This window comes from Aeromicrobium ginsengisoli, from assembly GCF_004134905.2.
Taxonomy (GTDB): Bacteria; Actinomycetota; Actinomycetes; order Propionibacteriales; family Nocardioidaceae; genus Aeromicrobium; species Aeromicrobium ginsengisoli.
The window spans coordinates 423,405-439,995 of sequence record NZ_SDPQ02000001.1 but is presented as its reverse complement, the minus strand read 5'-3'; the positions used below and the strand labels follow the sequence as shown (position 1 = coordinate 439,995).

Genomic DNA, 16,591 nt, shown 5'->3' with positions numbered 1-16,591 from the left:
ACAGTGAGGCCATGCGCTTCGCAGACCCGCAAGCCTGTCCGGACTGCCGCGGCGCAATCGCCGGTCAGTCGACGTGTCCGCACTGCGGCCTCGACCTGACGTCGGCCGAGGTCCGGCAGCTCTGGCAGACGCTCCTCCAGGCCGACGAGCTGCTCGCGCGCGCCGCCCTCAGACGCGACCGTTCCGTGCAGGCGCCGCCACCGCCTCAGGCCGCCGACCCGTTCGCGACCGCCGCGCCACCTCCACCGCCCCCCGCTGCCCCCGCACCCGTACCACCGGCGACGCCGCCACCGCCTGCCCAGTCGCCGACCGTCGGTCCGCTCCCGTCGTATCCCCAGCCCGGGCCCGTTCCGGCTGACTATGCCCTCGGCGGGTTCCTGCAGTCGGGACAGCTCCGGGCCGGAGAGCGGACGCCGCCCAAGGAATGGTCCGTCGGCACGATCCTGCTGACTCTCGGCGCCTTCGGCCTGATCGTCGCCGGGTTCATCTTCGTGACCCGATCCTGGGGCGACCTGGGACTCGTCGGTCGTACGCTCGTGCTGCTCGGCGTGACCGCGGGCTTCGCGGCGCTCGGCGTGTGGGTCACCCGCCGGACGTTGCGCGCATCGGCCGAAGCGGTGTGGACCGTCGTCCTGGCCCTGCTGACGCTGGACTTCTTCGCCGCCCGGCACGAGGGCATGCTCGGCCTCGACGGCATGAGCATCGCGTGGGCCTGGGTGGTCTGGGGCGTCGTGCTGGTCGGTCTCGGCATCCTCATCGGCCGGTTCGCCCGCGCGTTCCTCAACGCCGACCTGCTCTCGACGGCACTGGTCGGAGGACTCGGCATCACGCTCGCCGGGATCGGCGCCGCCAACGTGCCCGCCGACTGGGACATGCCGTGGCGATCGATCCTCGCCCTGGTCGCCGCCGGCCTGCTGGCCCTGGCGACCCGACCGGCCGGCATACGCCCGTTGACGATCACCGCCCGAGTCGTGGTCGCTGCGTTCTTCACGTGGTCGTACGTCGTGGCGGTGATCGGGCTGGTCGACCATCCCAAGGTCGACGAGCTCGTGGGCGACGGACACGGCTTGCCGCTGGTCCTCATGGCCGTCGCCGCCGTGGTCATTGCCTGGCTGGTCGCTCCGGTACGCATCTGGGCCGTCGCGCTCGCGGTCTTCGCGGTGTGCGCGCTGGTCGCGGTCCCATCAGGTGACGCCTGGCGCCCGGAGGGCGCCTGGCTCGCGGTCGCTGGTCTCGCCGCAGTGCTCGCCGTCGCGGCCTCACGCGGTACGAACGCCTGGGCCAAGGGACTGCGGGGCGGCGCCACACCCGTCGTGGGCGGGCTGGTGCTGCTGCACCTCGGGCTGCTGGCCGACGTGTTCAACGCCATCGGCAACGGGTTCGACGCCGCCTGGTCCGGGCCCTGGGACGGCCGTCTCGACCCCGTGTGGGCGGAGGACACCGCAGCGTGGGTCGTCATCCCGATGGTCATCGGTCTTGTCGTGGTGGCGTGGTTCGTACCGCGCTGGCCAGAGCTCAAGGCGATCCATCGGCACGCGTCCTCTGCGGTCGCCGTCGCGCTCGCCCTCGGCGCCCTCGTTGCCGTGGTCGAGGCGAGGCTGCAGTTGTGGGCCGGCGTCTCAGCGCTCATGGTCGTCGCCGCGGCACTGCTCGCCGCCCATGTCCGCAACCTCGGCGTGCTCGTCGGGCCCACCGCTGCCGTCCTGGTCGGCTTTGCCGCCGCGCTGGCCGCGCCCAACCAAGGTGTCTCGGCATCGGCGTATGTCGCCGGCGCCGTCGTGCTCGCCGGCCTGTCGTACGCCAAGGGCGCCGACTGGGCGCGTCAGACGTACGCCATCGCAAGCGTCATCGCCTTCGTCGGTGGCCTCGTCGCGGCTGCCGACCTGCTCGATCCGCCCCACGCCGTGCCGGCCCTCGTCGGCGTCGTCGTCTCGTTGGCGCTGGTGGCGGCCACTGGAGTCGTGTTGCGCGACCAGCCCGTACGCATCGGCGTCGAGGCCGCCGCCGGGTTCACGATGTTCGTCGCTCTGATCGCGGAGGGCTCGACGTCCGAGGCGGCAGTCCGCTGGACGATCGTCGGCGTCGTGCTGATCGGCCTGAGCTTCGTCGTGCCGGACCGCCAGTGGTACCTGTGGCTCGGCGGTGCCGCCCTCGCTGTCGCGTACGTCCTGCTCGTCGTGGACAGCGGCTTCTCGTTCGTCGAGGCCTACACGCTGCCGCTCGGTGCGATCGCGCTGGCTGTCGGCTTCTACTTCGTCCGCAAGAAGCCCGACATGGAGACCTGGCTGCTGCTCGGACCCGGACTGACCCTCGCGCTGGTGCCGAGCGTGCCCCAGGCGCTCGCCAATCCGACGGACCTGCGGGCCCTGCTGCTCGGCATCGGCGCGGCCGCGGCGCTGACGCTCGGCATCCGCTTCAGCTGGCAGGCGCCGTTCGTCTTCGGCGTCACGATCCTCACGCTGCTGGTGCTGTTCAACATCGGCCCGTACGCCAACGCGGCTCCGCGGGTCGTCCTCATCGCCGCAGTCAGCGCGATGCTGCTCGGTTTCGGAATCACGTGGGAGGACCGTGTCAGGGACGGCCGCAAGCTCGTCGGTTACGTACGATCGATGCGTTAGGAGTCGTCATGGCCGACTACAGGACGATCAGGCAGCTGAGGCGTGAAGCCTTGGGGCACGATGCCCTGCTGTTCAGCGCCGCGTTCTCGGCAGGCGCGCTGCTCTACTTCCTCGGCCGGGCGATCCGCGAGGGGCTGTCGGACGGCGGCAACACGGACTTCTGGACCATCAGCCTCTCCGACGACCTGATCCTCAGCGGACTGATCGTGGGGGAGCTGTTCCTTGTCTGGAACAACGGTCTGCGCCAAGGCTTGCGAGGCCACAGCATCGGCAAGCATCGCGTCGGCCTCGCCGTGGTCGACGTCGGTGACGAAGCGCCCACCGGTGCCGCGCGGGGCATCCTGCGCGGCCTGATCATGGCGGTGCTGCTCGACCTCGCGGTCGCGGCGATCCCGATCGGCCTGCCCACGACGTTCCGCCGCCTGACGCCGGACAGCTGGCACTTCGGCGGCGCCGCCTACCTGGCGCTCATCGTCCTCGTCGTGCCGTTGCTGCTCTCGAGCGACCGGGGCTTCGCCGACCGCATCGCCCGCACCAAGGTCATCCGCGCCACCGGCGACGGAGCCACCACGACCGAGGGACGCCAGCGCATCCTGACCGCGATGGACGTGGCCGGGGTGGTCGGGCTGCTGGCCGTCGCGATCATCTACATCGCTTACTACTCGCCGCTGCTGCGCTTTCCCGAGCCGTTCTGACCGCGGGTCGGGGTGTCCGACGTCTCGATATCATGTATCTTGATGTCAAGAGACATTCGCGCATGAAGTTAGGACAGCCTGACCGTGCGCTGCGCAGCGATGCTGGGCAGGATGGAAGACGACGCGAAGGAGAATGACGATGGCCGTCGACAGCTTTGGATCGAAGGACTCCCTCACAGTCGGGGACTCCACGTACGACTACTACCGCCTCGACGCGGTGACGGGCGACGGACTCGACGTCTCGACCCTCCCGTTCAGCCTCAAGGTGCTCCTCGAGTCGCTGCTGCGCACCGAGGACGGCGCCGACATCACCAAGGCCGACATCGAGGCGCTCGCGGGCTGGGACGCCAAGGCCGATCCCAGCAAGGAGATCCAGTTCACGCCGGCCCGCGTGATCATGCAGGACTTCACCGGCGTCCCTTGCGTCGTCGACCTCGCCACGATGCGTGAGGCCATGGCCGACCTCGGCGGCGACGCGACCAAGATCAACCCGCTGGCACCGGCCGAGATGGTCATCGACCACTCCGTCATCGCCGATGTCTTCGGCACCCCCGAGGCGTTCGAGCGCAACGTCGAGATCGAGTACGAGCGCAACCGCGAGCGCTACCAGTTCCTCCGCTGGGGCCAAGGCGCGTTCGACGACTTCAAGGTCGTCCCGCCGGGCACCGGCATCGTGCACCAGGTCAACATCGAGAAGCTCGCGCGCGTCGTGTTCGACAAGAACGGGACGGTCTACCCCGACTCGTGCGTCGGCACCGACTCGCACACCACGATGGTCAACGGCCTGGGCGTCGTCGGCTGGGGTGTCGGCGGCATCGAGGCCGAGGCGGCCATGCTCGGCCAGCCGATCAGCATGCTGATCCCGCGCGTCGTCGGCTTCAAGCTCTCTGGTGAGCTGCCTCAGGGCGCCACCGCGACCGACCTCGTCCTCGTCATCACCGAGCAACTCCGCAAGCACGGCGTCGTGGGCAAGTTCGTCGAGTTCTACGGCTCCGGCGTCGGCGCCGTTCCGCTGGCCAACCGCGCCACGATCGGCAACATGAGCCCGGAGTACGGCTCGACCATCGCGGTCTTCCCGATCGACGACGAGACCACCAAGTACCTGCGCCTGACGGGCCGCGACGAGCAGCAGATCGCGCTCGTCGAGGCATACGCCAAGGCCCAGGGCCTGTGGCACGACCCCGAGCACGAGGCGCGCTACTCCGAGTACCTCGAGCTCGACCTCGGCGACGTCGTCCCGTCGATCGCCGGCCCCAAGCGTCCCCAGGACCGCGTCTCGCTCACCGAGAGCAAGGCCTCGTTCCGCTCAGCGCTCCGTGACTACGTCGACCACGACGAGCAGCAGCTCAACGGCTACGACGAGTCCGTCGACGAGTCGTTCCCCGCGTCCGACTCGCCGACGTCGTCGCAGCACAACGGCGCCGACGAGCCGCACGCTCCGCACGGCAATGGCGAAGATCGCGTGCGCAACCCGCAGAAGGTCACGCTCGAGGACGGCACCGAGTTCGAGGTCGACCACGGCGCCGTCACGATCGCCGCGATCACGTCGTGCACCAACACGTCCAACCCGTCGGTCATGATCGGTGCCGGCCTGCTGGCCAAGAACGCCGTCGAGAAGGGTCTGCAGCGCAAGCCGTGGGTCAAGACGACGCTGGCACCGGGCTCCAAGGTCGTGACGGACTACTACGAGAAGTCCGGGCTCAACGTCTATCTCGACAAGCTCGGCTTCAACCTCGTCGGCTACGGCTGCACGACGTGCATCGGCAACTCCGGGCCGCTGATCCCCGAGGTCAGCAAGGCCGTCAACGATGGTGACCTCGCCGTCACCGCGGTGCTCTCGGGCAACCGCAACTTCGAGGGCCGCATCAACCCCGACATCAAGATGAACTACCTCGCGTCGCCGCCGTTGGTCATCGCGTACGCGCTGGCCGGCTCGATGGATGTCGACCTGTTCAACGATCCGCTGGGACAGGACCAGGATGGCAACGACGTCTTCATGAAGGACATCTGGCCGTCGCCCACGGAGGTCGAGGACGTCATCGCGTCGTCGATCGACTCCGGCACGTTCACCAAGGAGTACGCCGACGTGTTCGCCGGGGACGAGCGCTGGCAGAACCTGCCGACGCCTGACGGTGACGTGTTCGAGTGGGACCCCGACTCGACCTATGTCCGCAAGGCGCCCTACTTCGACGGCATGGCTCTCGAGCCCTCGCCGGTCGAGGAGGTCACCGGAGCGCGCGTCCTGCTCAAGCTCGGCGACTCGGTCACGACGGACCACATCAGCCCCGCTGGTGCGATCAAGAAGGACAGCCCCGCCGGCAAGTACCTCTCGGAGCACGGCATCGAGCCGCGCGACTTCAACTCGTACGGATCGCGTCGCGGCAACCACGAGGTCATGATCCGCGGCACGTTCGCCAACATCCGCCTGCGCAACCAGATGGCGCCGGGCACCGAGGGCGGCTTCACGCGCAACCTCATCGACGGTGGCGAGGTCACGAGCGTGTTCGAGGCGTCCGAGGCCTACCAGGCCGCCGGCGTGCCGCTGGTCGTCCTGTCCGGCAAGGAGTACGGCTCCGGGTCGTCGCGTGACTGGGCCGCCAAGGGCACCGCGCTGCTGGGCGTCAAGGTCGTCATCGCCGAGTCCTACGAGCGCATCCACCGGTCCAACCTGATCGGCATGGGTGTCCTCCCGCTGCAGTACCCCGAGGGCCAGAACGCCGAGTCGCTCGGACTGACGGGGGAGGAGACGTTCGACTTCACCGGCATCACCAAGCTCAACGACGGTGAGACCCCGCGGACGGTCCACGTGAAGGCCGGAGACGTCGAGTTCGACGCCGTCGTGCGCATCGACACGCCGGGCGAGGCCAACTACTACCGCAACGGCGGCATCATGCCGTACGTGCTGCGCAGCCTGCTCGACTGAGCAAAACCGCAGGTCAGGGGCATCGCCGACGCGGCGGTGCCCCTGCTGCGTTGCAAGGTCACCGTCCTGTAACCCATTTGTTGTCGCAACCGCTGGACGTGACCCCAGTCACGGTATACGTTGTGGCAAACAACAAACGCGTCACGTGGACGAAATAATGTCGGCCCCGGCGCACTACTGGAGGAAATAGGAGGCGGTCTGTGTGAAGCGGACACGCAATCTCGTACTTGTAGGAATCATGGGTGCGAGCCTCGCGCTCAGCGCCTGCGGTGGCAGCAGCGACGGCAGCGATGGCGGCGGCAGCAAGGACAAGGCCGGCAAGATCGGCGTCATCCTGCCCGACACCAAGTCGTCGGTCCGCTGGGAAAGCGCCGACCGTCCCGCCCTGGAGAAGGCCTTCAAGGCTGCTGGAGTCAAGTACGACATCCAGAACGCCGAGGGTGACGCCGACAAGATGGCCACCATCGCCGACGGCATGATCACCGACGGTGTCACGGTCCTCGCGATCGTCAACCTCGACTCGGACTCGGGCGCCGCGATCGAGGCCAAGGCGGCCAAGCAGGGCGTCAAGACGATCGACTACGACCGCCTGACGCTGGGTGGCTCGGCCGACGTCTACATCTCCTACGACAACAGCAAGGTCGGTGCCCTTCAGGGTGAAGGCCTCGCCAAGTGCCTGGGCGACAAGCCGGCGAACATCATCTACCTCAACGGTTCGCCGACCGACAACAACGCGACGCTCTTCTCGCAGGGTGCTCACAGCGTCCTCGACAAGATCTCGAACTACAAGAACGTCGCTGAGCAGGCCGTCCCGGACTGGGACAACGACAAGGCCGTCACGATCTTCGAGCAGCTCTACACCCGGGTCGACGGCAAGGTCGACGGCGTCTACGCGGCCAACGACGGCCTCGCGGGCGGCGTCATCTCGATCCTCAAGAAGAACGGCCAGAACGGCAAGGTCCCGGTCACGGGCCAGGACGCCACGGTCGAGGGTCTGCAGAACATCCTCACGGGTGACCAGTGCATGACGATCCAGAAGTCCGCCACGGGTCAGGCCGGCGCACTTGCCAAGGCAGCGATTGCCATGGCCAAGGGTGACAAGCCTGAGACCACGGGCACCGTCAAGGACGACACGGGCAAGCGTGACGTCCCGGCGATCCTTCTGGACCCGGTTGCGATCGACAAGTCGAACGTCAAGGCTGTCATCGACGCGGGCGACATGAAGGCCTCTGATCTGTGCACCGGCGCTTACGCCAAGCTGTGCACTGACGCTGGCATCAGCTGATTGCTGAGGGTGCGGTCCTCCGGGCAATCTCCGGAGGACCGCACCCGATGCTGTCTTCGCACCCCCCATCTCGGACCATGCACCCCCCCGAAAGGCTCACGATGAGCGAATCGACCCCCCTCCTCGCGCTGCGAGGAATCAACAAGAGCTTCGGTGTGGCCCACGTCCTCCATGACGTCGACCTCGCCATCTATCCCGGACAGGTCACCGCGCTCGTCGGTGACAACGGCGCCGGCAAGTCCACCCTCGTCAAGTGCCTCGCGGGCATCTACCCGATCGACACCGGCGAGTACATCTTCGACGGCAAGCCCGTCTCGGTCCACGGCCCCAAGGACGCCGGTGCCCTCGGCATCGAGGTCGTCTACCAGGATCTCGCCCTGTGCGAGAACCTCGACATCGTCGAGAACATGTTCCTCGGCCGCGAGAAGAAGAGCGGCATCGTCCTCGACGAGACCACGACGGAGTCCAAGGCGCGCGAGGCATTGACCTCGCTGTCGGTCCGCACGGTCAAGTCCGTACGCCAGAGCGTCGCCAGCCTCTCCGGTGGCCAGCGGCAGACCGTCGCGATCGCCAAGTCGGTGCTGTGGAACTCGCGCGTCGTGCTCCTCGACGAGCCGACCGCTGCTCTCGGCGTCGCGCAGACGCGTCAGGTGCTGGATCTCGTACGCCGCCTCGCCGACTCCGGCGTGGGCGTGCTGCTGATCTCGCACAACCTGACTGACGTCTTCGAGGTCGCCGACCGCATCACGGCGCTCTACCTCGGCCGCGTCGCTGCCGATGTCGCCACCAAGGACGTCACGTCCCGCCAGGTCGTGGAGCTCATCACGACCGGACATTCATCCGACCTCGACGGTGCCGCGGCCCCGTCCACCACGGCCTGATCGGGAGACATCATGACCGATATCATCACTGAATCCGAGGAGGCGGGCTTCGCGTCCGACCTCACGCAGTCCAACACGCTGGGCGAGTCCGTCCAGGCCTACATCAGTCGCGTGCGTGGCGGTGACATGGGCGCGCTGCCGTCCGTGTTCGGCCTCGTCGTGCTGTTCATCGTGTTCGGCTTCGCCAACGACCGGTTCCTGTCGAACCTCAACATGGCCAATTTGATCACGCAGGCCGGGCCGATCATCATCCTCGCCATGGCGCTCGTGCCGGTCTTGCTGTTGGGCGAGATCGACCTGTCCGCAGGCGTCGCCGGAGGTGTGGCGGCATGTGTCATGGGCGTGCTCATGGTCGAGCACGACCAACCATGGGGCCTCGCGGTGCTCGCCGCACTGGCGACAGGTGCCGTGATCGGCATCGTCATCGGACTGATCGTCGCGAAGCTCGGGATTCCGTCCTTCGTCGTGACCTTGGCGTTCTTCCTCGGCCTCCAGGGTGTGACCTTGAAGCTGATCGGTGAAGGTGGATCCGTCCGGATCAACCAGGAAGTCATCGCCGGTATCGCCAACAACAACATGAGTGTCGCGGCTGGCTGGATCCTCGCCGTGGCTGTCATCGCTGCCTATGCCGTCCTGGCACTGCTTCGCCACAGGCGAAAGGTCGAACGTGGCCTCCAGCACCAGCCGTTCGCGGTCGTGGTCGCCCAGATCGTCGCCCTCGGCCTCGTGACGCTCGGAGTGGCGTTCGTCCTCAACCAGGACCGCAGCGTCAACCCGACGTTCCCGATCAAGGGCATCCCGTACGTCCTGCCGATGATCGTCGTGCTCCTGATCCTGTGGACCTTCGCGCTCGGTCGGACGACCTGGGGCCGGCACGTGTATGCCGTCGGTGGCAACCCTGAGGCAGCGCGTCGCGCCGGCATCAGCGTCGATCGGATCCGCATCTCGGTGTTCATGGCGTGCTCGACGATGGCGGCGCTCAGCCTGATCGTCCAGGCGTCCGTGAGTGGCAAGGTCTCGTCCTCGTCGGGTGCCGGCAACGCCCTGCTCTACGCGGTCGGCGCGGCCGTGATCGGCGGCACGAGCCTGTTCGGCGGCAAGGGCAAGGCTCGCGACGCCGTCACCGGTGGTCTCGTGATCGCCACGATCGCCAACGGTCTCGGGTTGCTCAACCAGGCGTCGTGGATCAACTTCGTCGTGACCGGTGGCGTGCTGCTCCTCGCCGCCAGCGTTGACGCGATCTCGCGCAGGCGACGTTCGGCGACAGGTATCTGACCATGGCAACAGCCGGACGCTCGGGGGTCGGCACGAATCAGGAGGACGTCCGCCGGCACAATCTCGGGACAGCTCTCGGGCACGTGCATCGTGCGGGCCGTATCTCTCGTGCCGAGCTGACGGCTCGCATGGGTCTCAACCGCAGCACGATCGCGGGTCTGGTGGCCGAGCTGGAGTCCCTGGGGCTGGCCGATCAGGCCAAGCCCTCGGGGACCCGGATCGGCGCCGGACGCCCGTCGGTCGACGTGAAGGCGCGCACCGGTGCGTACGTTCTCGCGGTCGACCTTCGGGTGGACGGCCTGACGGTCGCTCGTGTGGGGCTCGGAGGAGTCGTGCGGGCACGGGCGACAGGTCCCGTTCCACCTGACCACGACCCGTACGCCATCGCCGATTCTGTCGTCGACCTCATGCGTCTGGTCGTCCGTGACGTCGAGCCCAACGCCGCACTCGTCGGCGTCGGGCTCGGCGTGCCGGGCATCATCCGCGGTGACGACGGGCTCGTACGCCTGGCGCCCAACCTCGGGTGGCACGACGTGCCGTTCACCAAGATCCTGTCCGAGCGGCTGGGCCCGATCGCCATGCCGGTGCTGGGCAACGACGCCGACCTCGGCGCTCTTGCTGAGCACCTGCGCGGTGCTGGCGTCGGCGTCGACGACCTCGTCTATCTCTCCGGTGAGGTCGGCGTGGGTGCCGGCGTCATCGTCGGCGGCCGCAAGCTCGAGGGTGCCGGCGGCTATGCCGGCGAGATCGGCCACATGCCGTTCCTGCCCGAAGGCAAGCTGTGCCACTGTGGTGCACGCGGCTGCTGGGAGACCGAGATCGGTGCTCCCGCGATTGCACTGGCCGTCGGCTGCCCGGCCGAGCAGGTCGGTGCGCTGGGGGAGTTCCTCGAGGGTGTCCACGAAGCCACTCCTGATCTGCGCGTCGTCGGCCGCCACCTCGGTCGCGGCCTCGCCGGTGCGGTCAATCTGCTCAACCCTCGCGTCATCGTGCTCGGTGGCTACCTGCGTTCGTTGTTCCCTCTCGTGCGCGAGGACGTCGACGCCGAGCTCCAGGTGCACGGCCTCGCCGCACCTCGTGAGCAGGTGCTGGTCACGCTGCCGGGCCTCGGCGGCGACTCGGTGCTCCATGGCGCCGCGGAGCTCGCGTTCGAGCCGCTGCTGGCCGACCCCGTTGGCCGCCTGGCGACGGCGTGCCTCGACGTCGACTCGGCACTGGCCGGCTGATCGGTCGTCTCTGCCGACGGCTGCATGTGTCGTCCGACACTTACGATACGGACCCGTTCCGTTTCGTGTTAAGGTCAGAGCGTGGAGACCATCAGCACGCCGGCGACCGAGCCCAAGCAGGGTCGCCCGCGCGACCCCAGTCGCGACGACGCCATCATCGATGCCGCGATCGGCACCCTCATCCGTGAGGGTTATGACCGCATGTCGATCGAGGGCGTCGCCACCGCGGCCGGCGTCGGCAAGGCGACGGTCTACCGCCGCTGGAACAGCAAGGCCGAGCTGGTCGTCGATGCGATGGCCACACTCAAGCCGTCCGTCGACACGATCGACACCGGATCGCTGGACGGCGACATCGATCTGATGATCGCGGTCTCCTGCAGTCCGCACTCGGAGCGGTTGCTCCAAGTGATGGTCAGCATCTGCTCGGCGCTTCCCCGAGAGCCCGAGCTGCTCGAGGCCTTCAGGACCCGCTTCACCGCGCCCCGCATCGCGCGCATCAGCGGGATCCTCGAGCGCGCAGTGGCCCGTGGGGAGCTCGACCATGACATCGACATCGCCATGGCCGCGAGCCTGATGCCGTCGCTGATGCTCCAGCGAGTCCTCACGACCGGTCAGCCGGCCGGCCGCGCCTATGCCCAGCAGGTCGTGGGCAGCGTGCTGCTCCCGGTGCTCGGCCGCCCCGCACGAACCTTTTCGAACACTGACACGGAGACACCTCAATGACTGAAGCACCACCCTCGACAGCAACCCGCAACGGCGGGCTGGCCCTGGCCGTGATCTGCGTGGCGCAGCTCATGGTCGTGCTCGACGCCACCGTCGTGAACGTCGCGCTGCCCAGCATCCGCAACGACCTCAACTTCTCGCTCGACAACCTGACGTGGGTCGTCACGGCGTACTCGCTGGCCTTTGGCGGCCTCCTGCTCTTCGGCGGACGCACGGGCGACCTGTTCGGTCGTCGACGCATGTTCATGATCGGCATCGGGATCTTCGCCGCCGCATCGCTCGTCGGTGGGTTCGCCAACAGCGAGGCGATGCTGATCATCGCCCGCGCAGCGCAGGGTGCCGGCGGAGCAATCGCCGCTCCGACCGCGCTCGCGCTCCTGGCCACGACGTTCACCGAGCCTGCGGCTCGCGCTCGCGCCTTCGGCGTGTTCGCGGCGATGGCAGCGTCCGGCGGAGCGCTGGGCCTGCTGCTCGGCGGCGTGCTGACCGACTACGCCAGCTGGCGCTGGGCCCTGTTCATCAACGCCCCGATCGGCGCGATCGTGCTCTTCATGGCGCCGCGCGTGCTCAACGAGTCGCAGGGCGACGGCACCAAGCTCGACCTGCCGGGCGCCATCTCCGTCACCGCGGGCATGTCGACGCTGGTCTACGGCCTGACCAAGGCCGCCAGCGACGGCTGGGGCTCCACGACGACGCTGGTGACGCTCGCCATCGCTGCAGCGCTGCTCGTCGCGTTCGTGGTCATCGAGCTGAACTCGAGCCACCCGCTCATGCCGTTCCACATCTTCAGCAACCGCAACCGCAGCGGCGCCTACCTGATCATGCTCTTCCTCGCGGCAGCGCTGTTCACGACGTTCTACTTCCTGGCGCAGTACCTGCAGAACGTGCACGGCTGGAGCCCGTTCCACACCGGCATCGGCTTCCTCCCGATGCCCGCGACGATCATGTTCATGTCGATAGTCGTGGTCCGGCGCCTCATCCCCAAGATCGGCATCCGTCCGTTCCTGACCGTCGGCCCGATCCTCGCGATTGCCGCGATGATCTCGTTCGCCCAGCTCGACGCGAACAGCAGCTACTGGCCGTTCCTGGGATCGATCCTGCTCCTCGGCGTCGGCATGGGCTGCAGCTTCGTGCCCTTGACCATGACCGCCGTCAACGGTGTCGCGCCGCACGAGACGGGCCTCGCCTCGGCGCTGCTCAACACCGGCCAGCAGGTCGGTGGTGCGATCGGTCTCGCCGTCTTCGGCACGATCTTCGCCCATGCCTCGGCTGATCGCGCTCGCGAGCTGGGTGCGCAGGCACGTACGGCGGCGGGCCAGTCCGACGTCTTCATCAACGGCCAGCACCACGCGTTCGAGGCCGCGATCGTCGTGACAGCCCTGGCACTCATCGCATCGCTGGCGCTCATCCGCGTCAACAAGGTCGCCCCGCCGGCGCCGGCCGCCGCCCCTGCGATGGCGGAGTAGCTGCTCTGATCTGGCGAGCGGGCGGGCGGCATCAGTCCAGGCAGGTGCCGCCCGTCCGTTCGTAGATCGCGCGGACGCCGGCAGCCAGCCGTTCGACCCGTGGCCCCTCGACCTCGAGGCCGATCAGCATCATGCAGCGGCCTTGGGTCCAGTAGACCTGGCCGATGGCGTTGCCGTGCAGGTCAGGCCCCGTCCAACCGTGGGCACCCGGGACTTCGGCGACTGTGAACCGCTTGACCTTCGAGTCGGGGAGCTGGGCCTTGATCCCGGCGTCGCTCGTCTCGTACGCCATCCATTCGCGCGCGCCGGCCGGGGTCTTGAACAGCATCACGCTGCTGACTCCTGCGCCGTCGTCACCATCGGCGGGTTGGAAGGTCGTCGAGATGAAGCCGCTGTGCTTCAGGTGCCGGGTGCCGTCCTCCTGCAGCAGGAACGGATCCCTTGAGTCGGTCTGCGGCGACGCCACCGGTGTCAGGTCAGGGACCTCGTCTGCCTGCAAGAGGTAGTCCTCGACGGTGGGCGCGGCGGTCTTTGTCGTGGTCGGCGCCTTGGCCGGCGAATCGGATCCACCTCCGCACCCGACGACGAGCACGCCGACGAGCCCCACGATGGCCGTACGGCATCGACCCGGCGCCATCCTTCAGAGTCCACCCGGACAGCCTCACACTGCAAGCGTCACGACGTACCGAACGACAGGACCCGCCGGCGTGATGCCGGCGGGTCCTTCGCTTCATCCTCGCGTCAGTCGTTGTCGGCAGACGGGATCGCCGCCCCCGGGACGTCGTTCGGGAGGTAGAGCTTCGCATCACCCGGGTACGGCTTGGTCCAGTTGTGCGCCTGGTACCAGGTGTAGCGGTTCATCTGCTCCGGGTGCGCGTAGTCAGCGCGGGCTTGACGGCCCGTGAAGTGCTGCTTCTGCGCCCAGGTGCCCCAGGCCGTGGCGAGCGGAGTGGCACTCGCTGGGACCTTGGGCGCTTCGACTCCGGAGGCCGTCTTGTCCGGACCGCACGCCGGTGCCGGCGTGACGTTCTCGGTCAGCGGGATCTGGTTCGGCACCGCGGTGAACGGCGTCAGGTTCGCCTTGGACCGGAACGCGTCGTACATCGGCGTCGCGGCGGCGACCTTCTGGTTCAGCGGCTCCGCACCGAGGATCTGCTCGATCGTACGGACCAAGGAGATCTGTGAGTAGTACGTCGAGACCGTCGTGCCGTGGGCGGCCCACGGGCTGATGACCTGGACCGGGGCCCGGTGGCCGTCGACGTGGTCCACGCCGGCCTGGCTGTCGTCCTCGACCACGAAGATCGCCGAGCTCTTCCAGTACTTGCTGTGCGAGATCTCGTCGACCACCTTGCCGACCGCCAGGTCGTTGTCGGCCACCGCGGCGCGCGGCGTCGACGGACCACCCGTGTGGTCGCTGGAGAGCCACATCATCTGGAAGTCGGCGGGACCCTTCTTCTCGAAGTCCTGCTTCCAGATCTGGTAGCGGTAGATGTCCGGGATCGACAGGTCGAACGGCGGCGACAGCGGATCGCTGATGGCGTTCAGGGACGGGATCACTGATCCGTAGTCGCCCTTGAGCTCGGGGGTCGTGAGCTGCGTGGGGTCGCCGCCACCGTCGACGCTGTCCGCAGCGCAGTAGTACTGCTGCCACGTCCCCGAGGGCTTGCCCTCCGGGTACTCGAACTCGCCGTAGTTGCGCGCGGTCTTGCGAGCCGACTGGATCGCGGTCCACAGGAAGCCGGAGCGCTGGTGGCCCAGCACGTCCTCCTCCGTGTCGTACGAACGTGTGTACTCACCGGCGCTGGACTCGGTGTACTCCGGGTCGTCACCCTGCATCAGCCAGTTGTGTCCCTCGGCCGAGTTGGTGCCGACGTCGTACGTGTTGTCGTACAGGCCGAACTGGCGTGCCAGCGCGTGCTGGTTGGGCGTGGTCTGCTCACCGAACTGGGCGAGCGACGCGTCGCCGTTGCCCTCGGGCATGTCGCCGTAGAGCTGGTCGTACGTGCGGTTCTCCTTGACGAGCAGGAACACGTGCTTGATCGTCGACGGATCGCCGATCCGCTTCGGCACCGGCACGGCAGCTGCGTGGCTGCCGCTCGCGCGCTTGGTGCTCGCGGAGTCCCAGCCGTTCTGGCTGAACACCCTCTCGGTGTACGTGTCGCGGATCTGCCGGTCGCTGGGCAGCGTGAAACGGGTCAGCGACGCCGTCGTGCCGTGGGTGCCCCACGCGGTCGCCGGGGTGGTGCCCAGGCCCTGGTTGGAGGTGATCTTCTGCCCGCGCGCATCGATGCCGCGGCGGTTGGCCACGACCGTCTTGTCGCCGACGGCGAAGACGTCCTCGGGGTAGTAGTCGGTCGGGAGCAGGCCGACGTAGCTGACCGGGTCCAGGGCGTTCTTGCCGAGCTTGTAGACGGCGACCGCATTGGCCCGGCCCAGGCTGACGAGCAACCGGCCGTGCTGGACCGTGATGCCGTCCGGCTCGTATCCGATCGCGGAACCGTGCCACGGCTGGGTGGCGATGGTCTGCACGACGTGCCCGCTGGCGGTGTCGAGCACCGAGACCGTGTCGTCGTTGGTGTTGGCGACGTAGAGGACCCGCCCGTTGGCGTACAGCGCGGTGGGGTGGAGGCCGACCTTGACCGTGCCCACGTCGGTGCCGGCGGGATCGATGACGCTGAGCGTGCCGGTGGTCGACGTGCCGCGGGTCCCGTCGGCGACCACAGCGGTGCCGTACGAGTCCATCGTCGTCTCGCCGGGCTTGGCCGTGCGGCCGCCCTCGTTGCTGACGTAGAGCTTGCTGCCGACGAACCGGAGCTGCCGCGGTGCCACGCCGACGTTCCAGGTTCGGGTGACCGTGCCGGCGACGGGGTCGATCGCGACGACGGTGTTCTGGCCGTTCACAGCGGCATACAAGGTGCCGTCGGGCGCGAACGTGAGTCCGGCGGTGAGTGCCTGCTTGCCGTCGACCGTCGGGATGGCGATCGGCGTGCCGGCCGCGAGGGTGCCGTCGGCGTTCACCGGGAACCGGGTGATGCCGGTGGCGTTCGGCATGAACAGGAACTTGCCGTCGGGGGAGTAGGCCGGGCCTTCCTGGCCGACGGTGTTGTCCGACAGCTTCATGTCGACGCCTGCGGCCGAGCCGCCGCGCCAGATCAGCTTGTAGGTCGGGAGGTCGTAGATCTGCAGAGAGACCGAACGGTCCGTGGCGGTGGCCGCCAGGAAGCGGCCGTCGGGGCTGATCGTCGAGCCCATGATCTTCCCGTACGACGTGGAGAGGCGGTCGCCGAGCGGCTTGAGGATCTGGTTGGAGGAGACCTGGAGACCGTTGGCGTACTCGGTGCCGACCTGGTTGTGCCCGAACCCCGTGGTGGCGGCGACTGCGGTGCCGGTGCCCACCACCGCGAGCGTGGTGGCGCCGACGACGAGGATCTTGAACCGGTGTTTTGCGAGGAGCCCTGACTTGCCCTGGGGGCGAGTCCGTTGGCGCACGACGTGCATG

11 protein-coding genes are annotated in these 16,591 nt (G+C 68.1%); 9 read left to right on the top strand and 2 right to left on the bottom strand.

Annotation, left to right across the window (positions count from 1 at the left end; translation table 11 throughout):
* Nucleotides 1-11: 11 nt before the first annotated feature.
* The 9 genes from ESP70_RS02270 (at nucleotide 12) to ESP70_RS02230 (ending at nucleotide 13,092) form a co-directional block, all read left to right on the top strand.
* The gene (locus ESP70_RS02270; protein WP_149687747.1) at nucleotides 12-2,618 is read left to right on the top strand and encodes an SCO7613 C-terminal domain-containing membrane protein; all 2,607 of its coding nucleotides are present in this window, start codon (nucleotides 12-14) and stop codon (nucleotides 2,616-2,618) included.
* Between the two features lie 8 nt (nucleotides 2,619-2,626).
* The gene (locus ESP70_RS02265; RefSeq protein ID WP_149687746.1) at nucleotides 2,627-3,313 is read left to right on the top strand and encodes a hypothetical protein; all 687 of its coding nucleotides are present in this window, start codon (nucleotides 2,627-2,629) and stop codon (nucleotides 3,311-3,313) included.
* 139 nt (nucleotides 3,314-3,452) lie between these two features.
* Nucleotides 3,453-6,236, top strand: a complete 2,784-nt coding sequence (acnA, locus tag ESP70_RS02260; protein WP_281287291.1) for an aconitate hydratase AcnA — start codon at nucleotides 3,453-3,455, stop codon at nucleotides 6,234-6,236.
* Between the two features lie 238 nt (nucleotides 6,237-6,474).
* Nucleotides 6,475-7,521, top strand: coding sequence for a sugar ABC transporter substrate-binding protein (locus ESP70_RS02255; RefSeq protein ID WP_223148585.1), 1,047 nt, complete (start codon nucleotides 6,475-6,477; stop codon nucleotides 7,519-7,521).
* Between the two features lie 101 nt (nucleotides 7,522-7,622).
* Complete coding sequence (locus ESP70_RS02250; RefSeq protein WP_149687743.1) at nucleotides 7,623-8,402, top strand: ATP-binding cassette domain-containing protein; 780 nt, start codon at nucleotides 7,623-7,625, stop codon at nucleotides 8,400-8,402.
* Nucleotides 8,403-8,414: 12 nt separating this feature from the next.
* A complete protein-coding gene (locus tag ESP70_RS02245; protein WP_149687742.1) occupies nucleotides 8,415-9,677 on the top strand; it encodes a sugar ABC transporter permease in 1,263 nt (420 codons plus the stop codon).
* Between the two features lie 2 nt (nucleotides 9,678-9,679).
* The gene (locus ESP70_RS02240; RefSeq protein WP_149687741.1) at nucleotides 9,680-10,903 is read left to right on the top strand and encodes an ROK family transcriptional regulator; all 1,224 of its coding nucleotides are present in this window, start codon (nucleotides 9,680-9,682) and stop codon (nucleotides 10,901-10,903) included.
* An 81-nt stretch (nucleotides 10,904-10,984) separates the two neighbouring features.
* Complete coding sequence (locus tag ESP70_RS02235) at nucleotides 10,985-11,626, top strand: TetR/AcrR family transcriptional regulator (protein WP_149687740.1); 642 nt, start codon at nucleotides 10,985-10,987, stop codon at nucleotides 11,624-11,626.
* Entirely contained in the window at nucleotides 11,623-13,092 is a 1,470-nt protein-coding gene (locus tag ESP70_RS02230) for an MFS transporter (RefSeq protein WP_188110439.1), read from the top strand. The genes ESP70_RS02235 and ESP70_RS02230 overlap by 4 nt, the downstream gene beginning before the upstream one ends.
* Nucleotides 13,093-13,123: 31 nt before the next feature.
* Here ESP70_RS02230 and ESP70_RS02225 read toward each other — a convergent pair whose 3' ends face one another.
* The gene (locus ESP70_RS02225) at nucleotides 13,124-13,729 is read right to left on the bottom strand and encodes a hypothetical protein (protein ID WP_149687739.1); all 606 of its coding nucleotides are present in this window, start codon (nucleotides 13,727-13,729) and stop codon (nucleotides 13,124-13,126) included.
* Nucleotides 13,730-13,833: 104 nt separating this feature from the next.
* Nucleotides 13,834-16,590: a bifunctional YncE/alkaline phosphatase family protein gene (locus ESP70_RS02220; protein WP_149687738.1), complete on the bottom strand. Its 2,757-nt coding sequence runs from the start codon at nucleotides 16,588-16,590 to the stop codon at nucleotides 13,834-13,836.
* Nucleotide 16,591 lies beyond the last annotated feature (1 nt).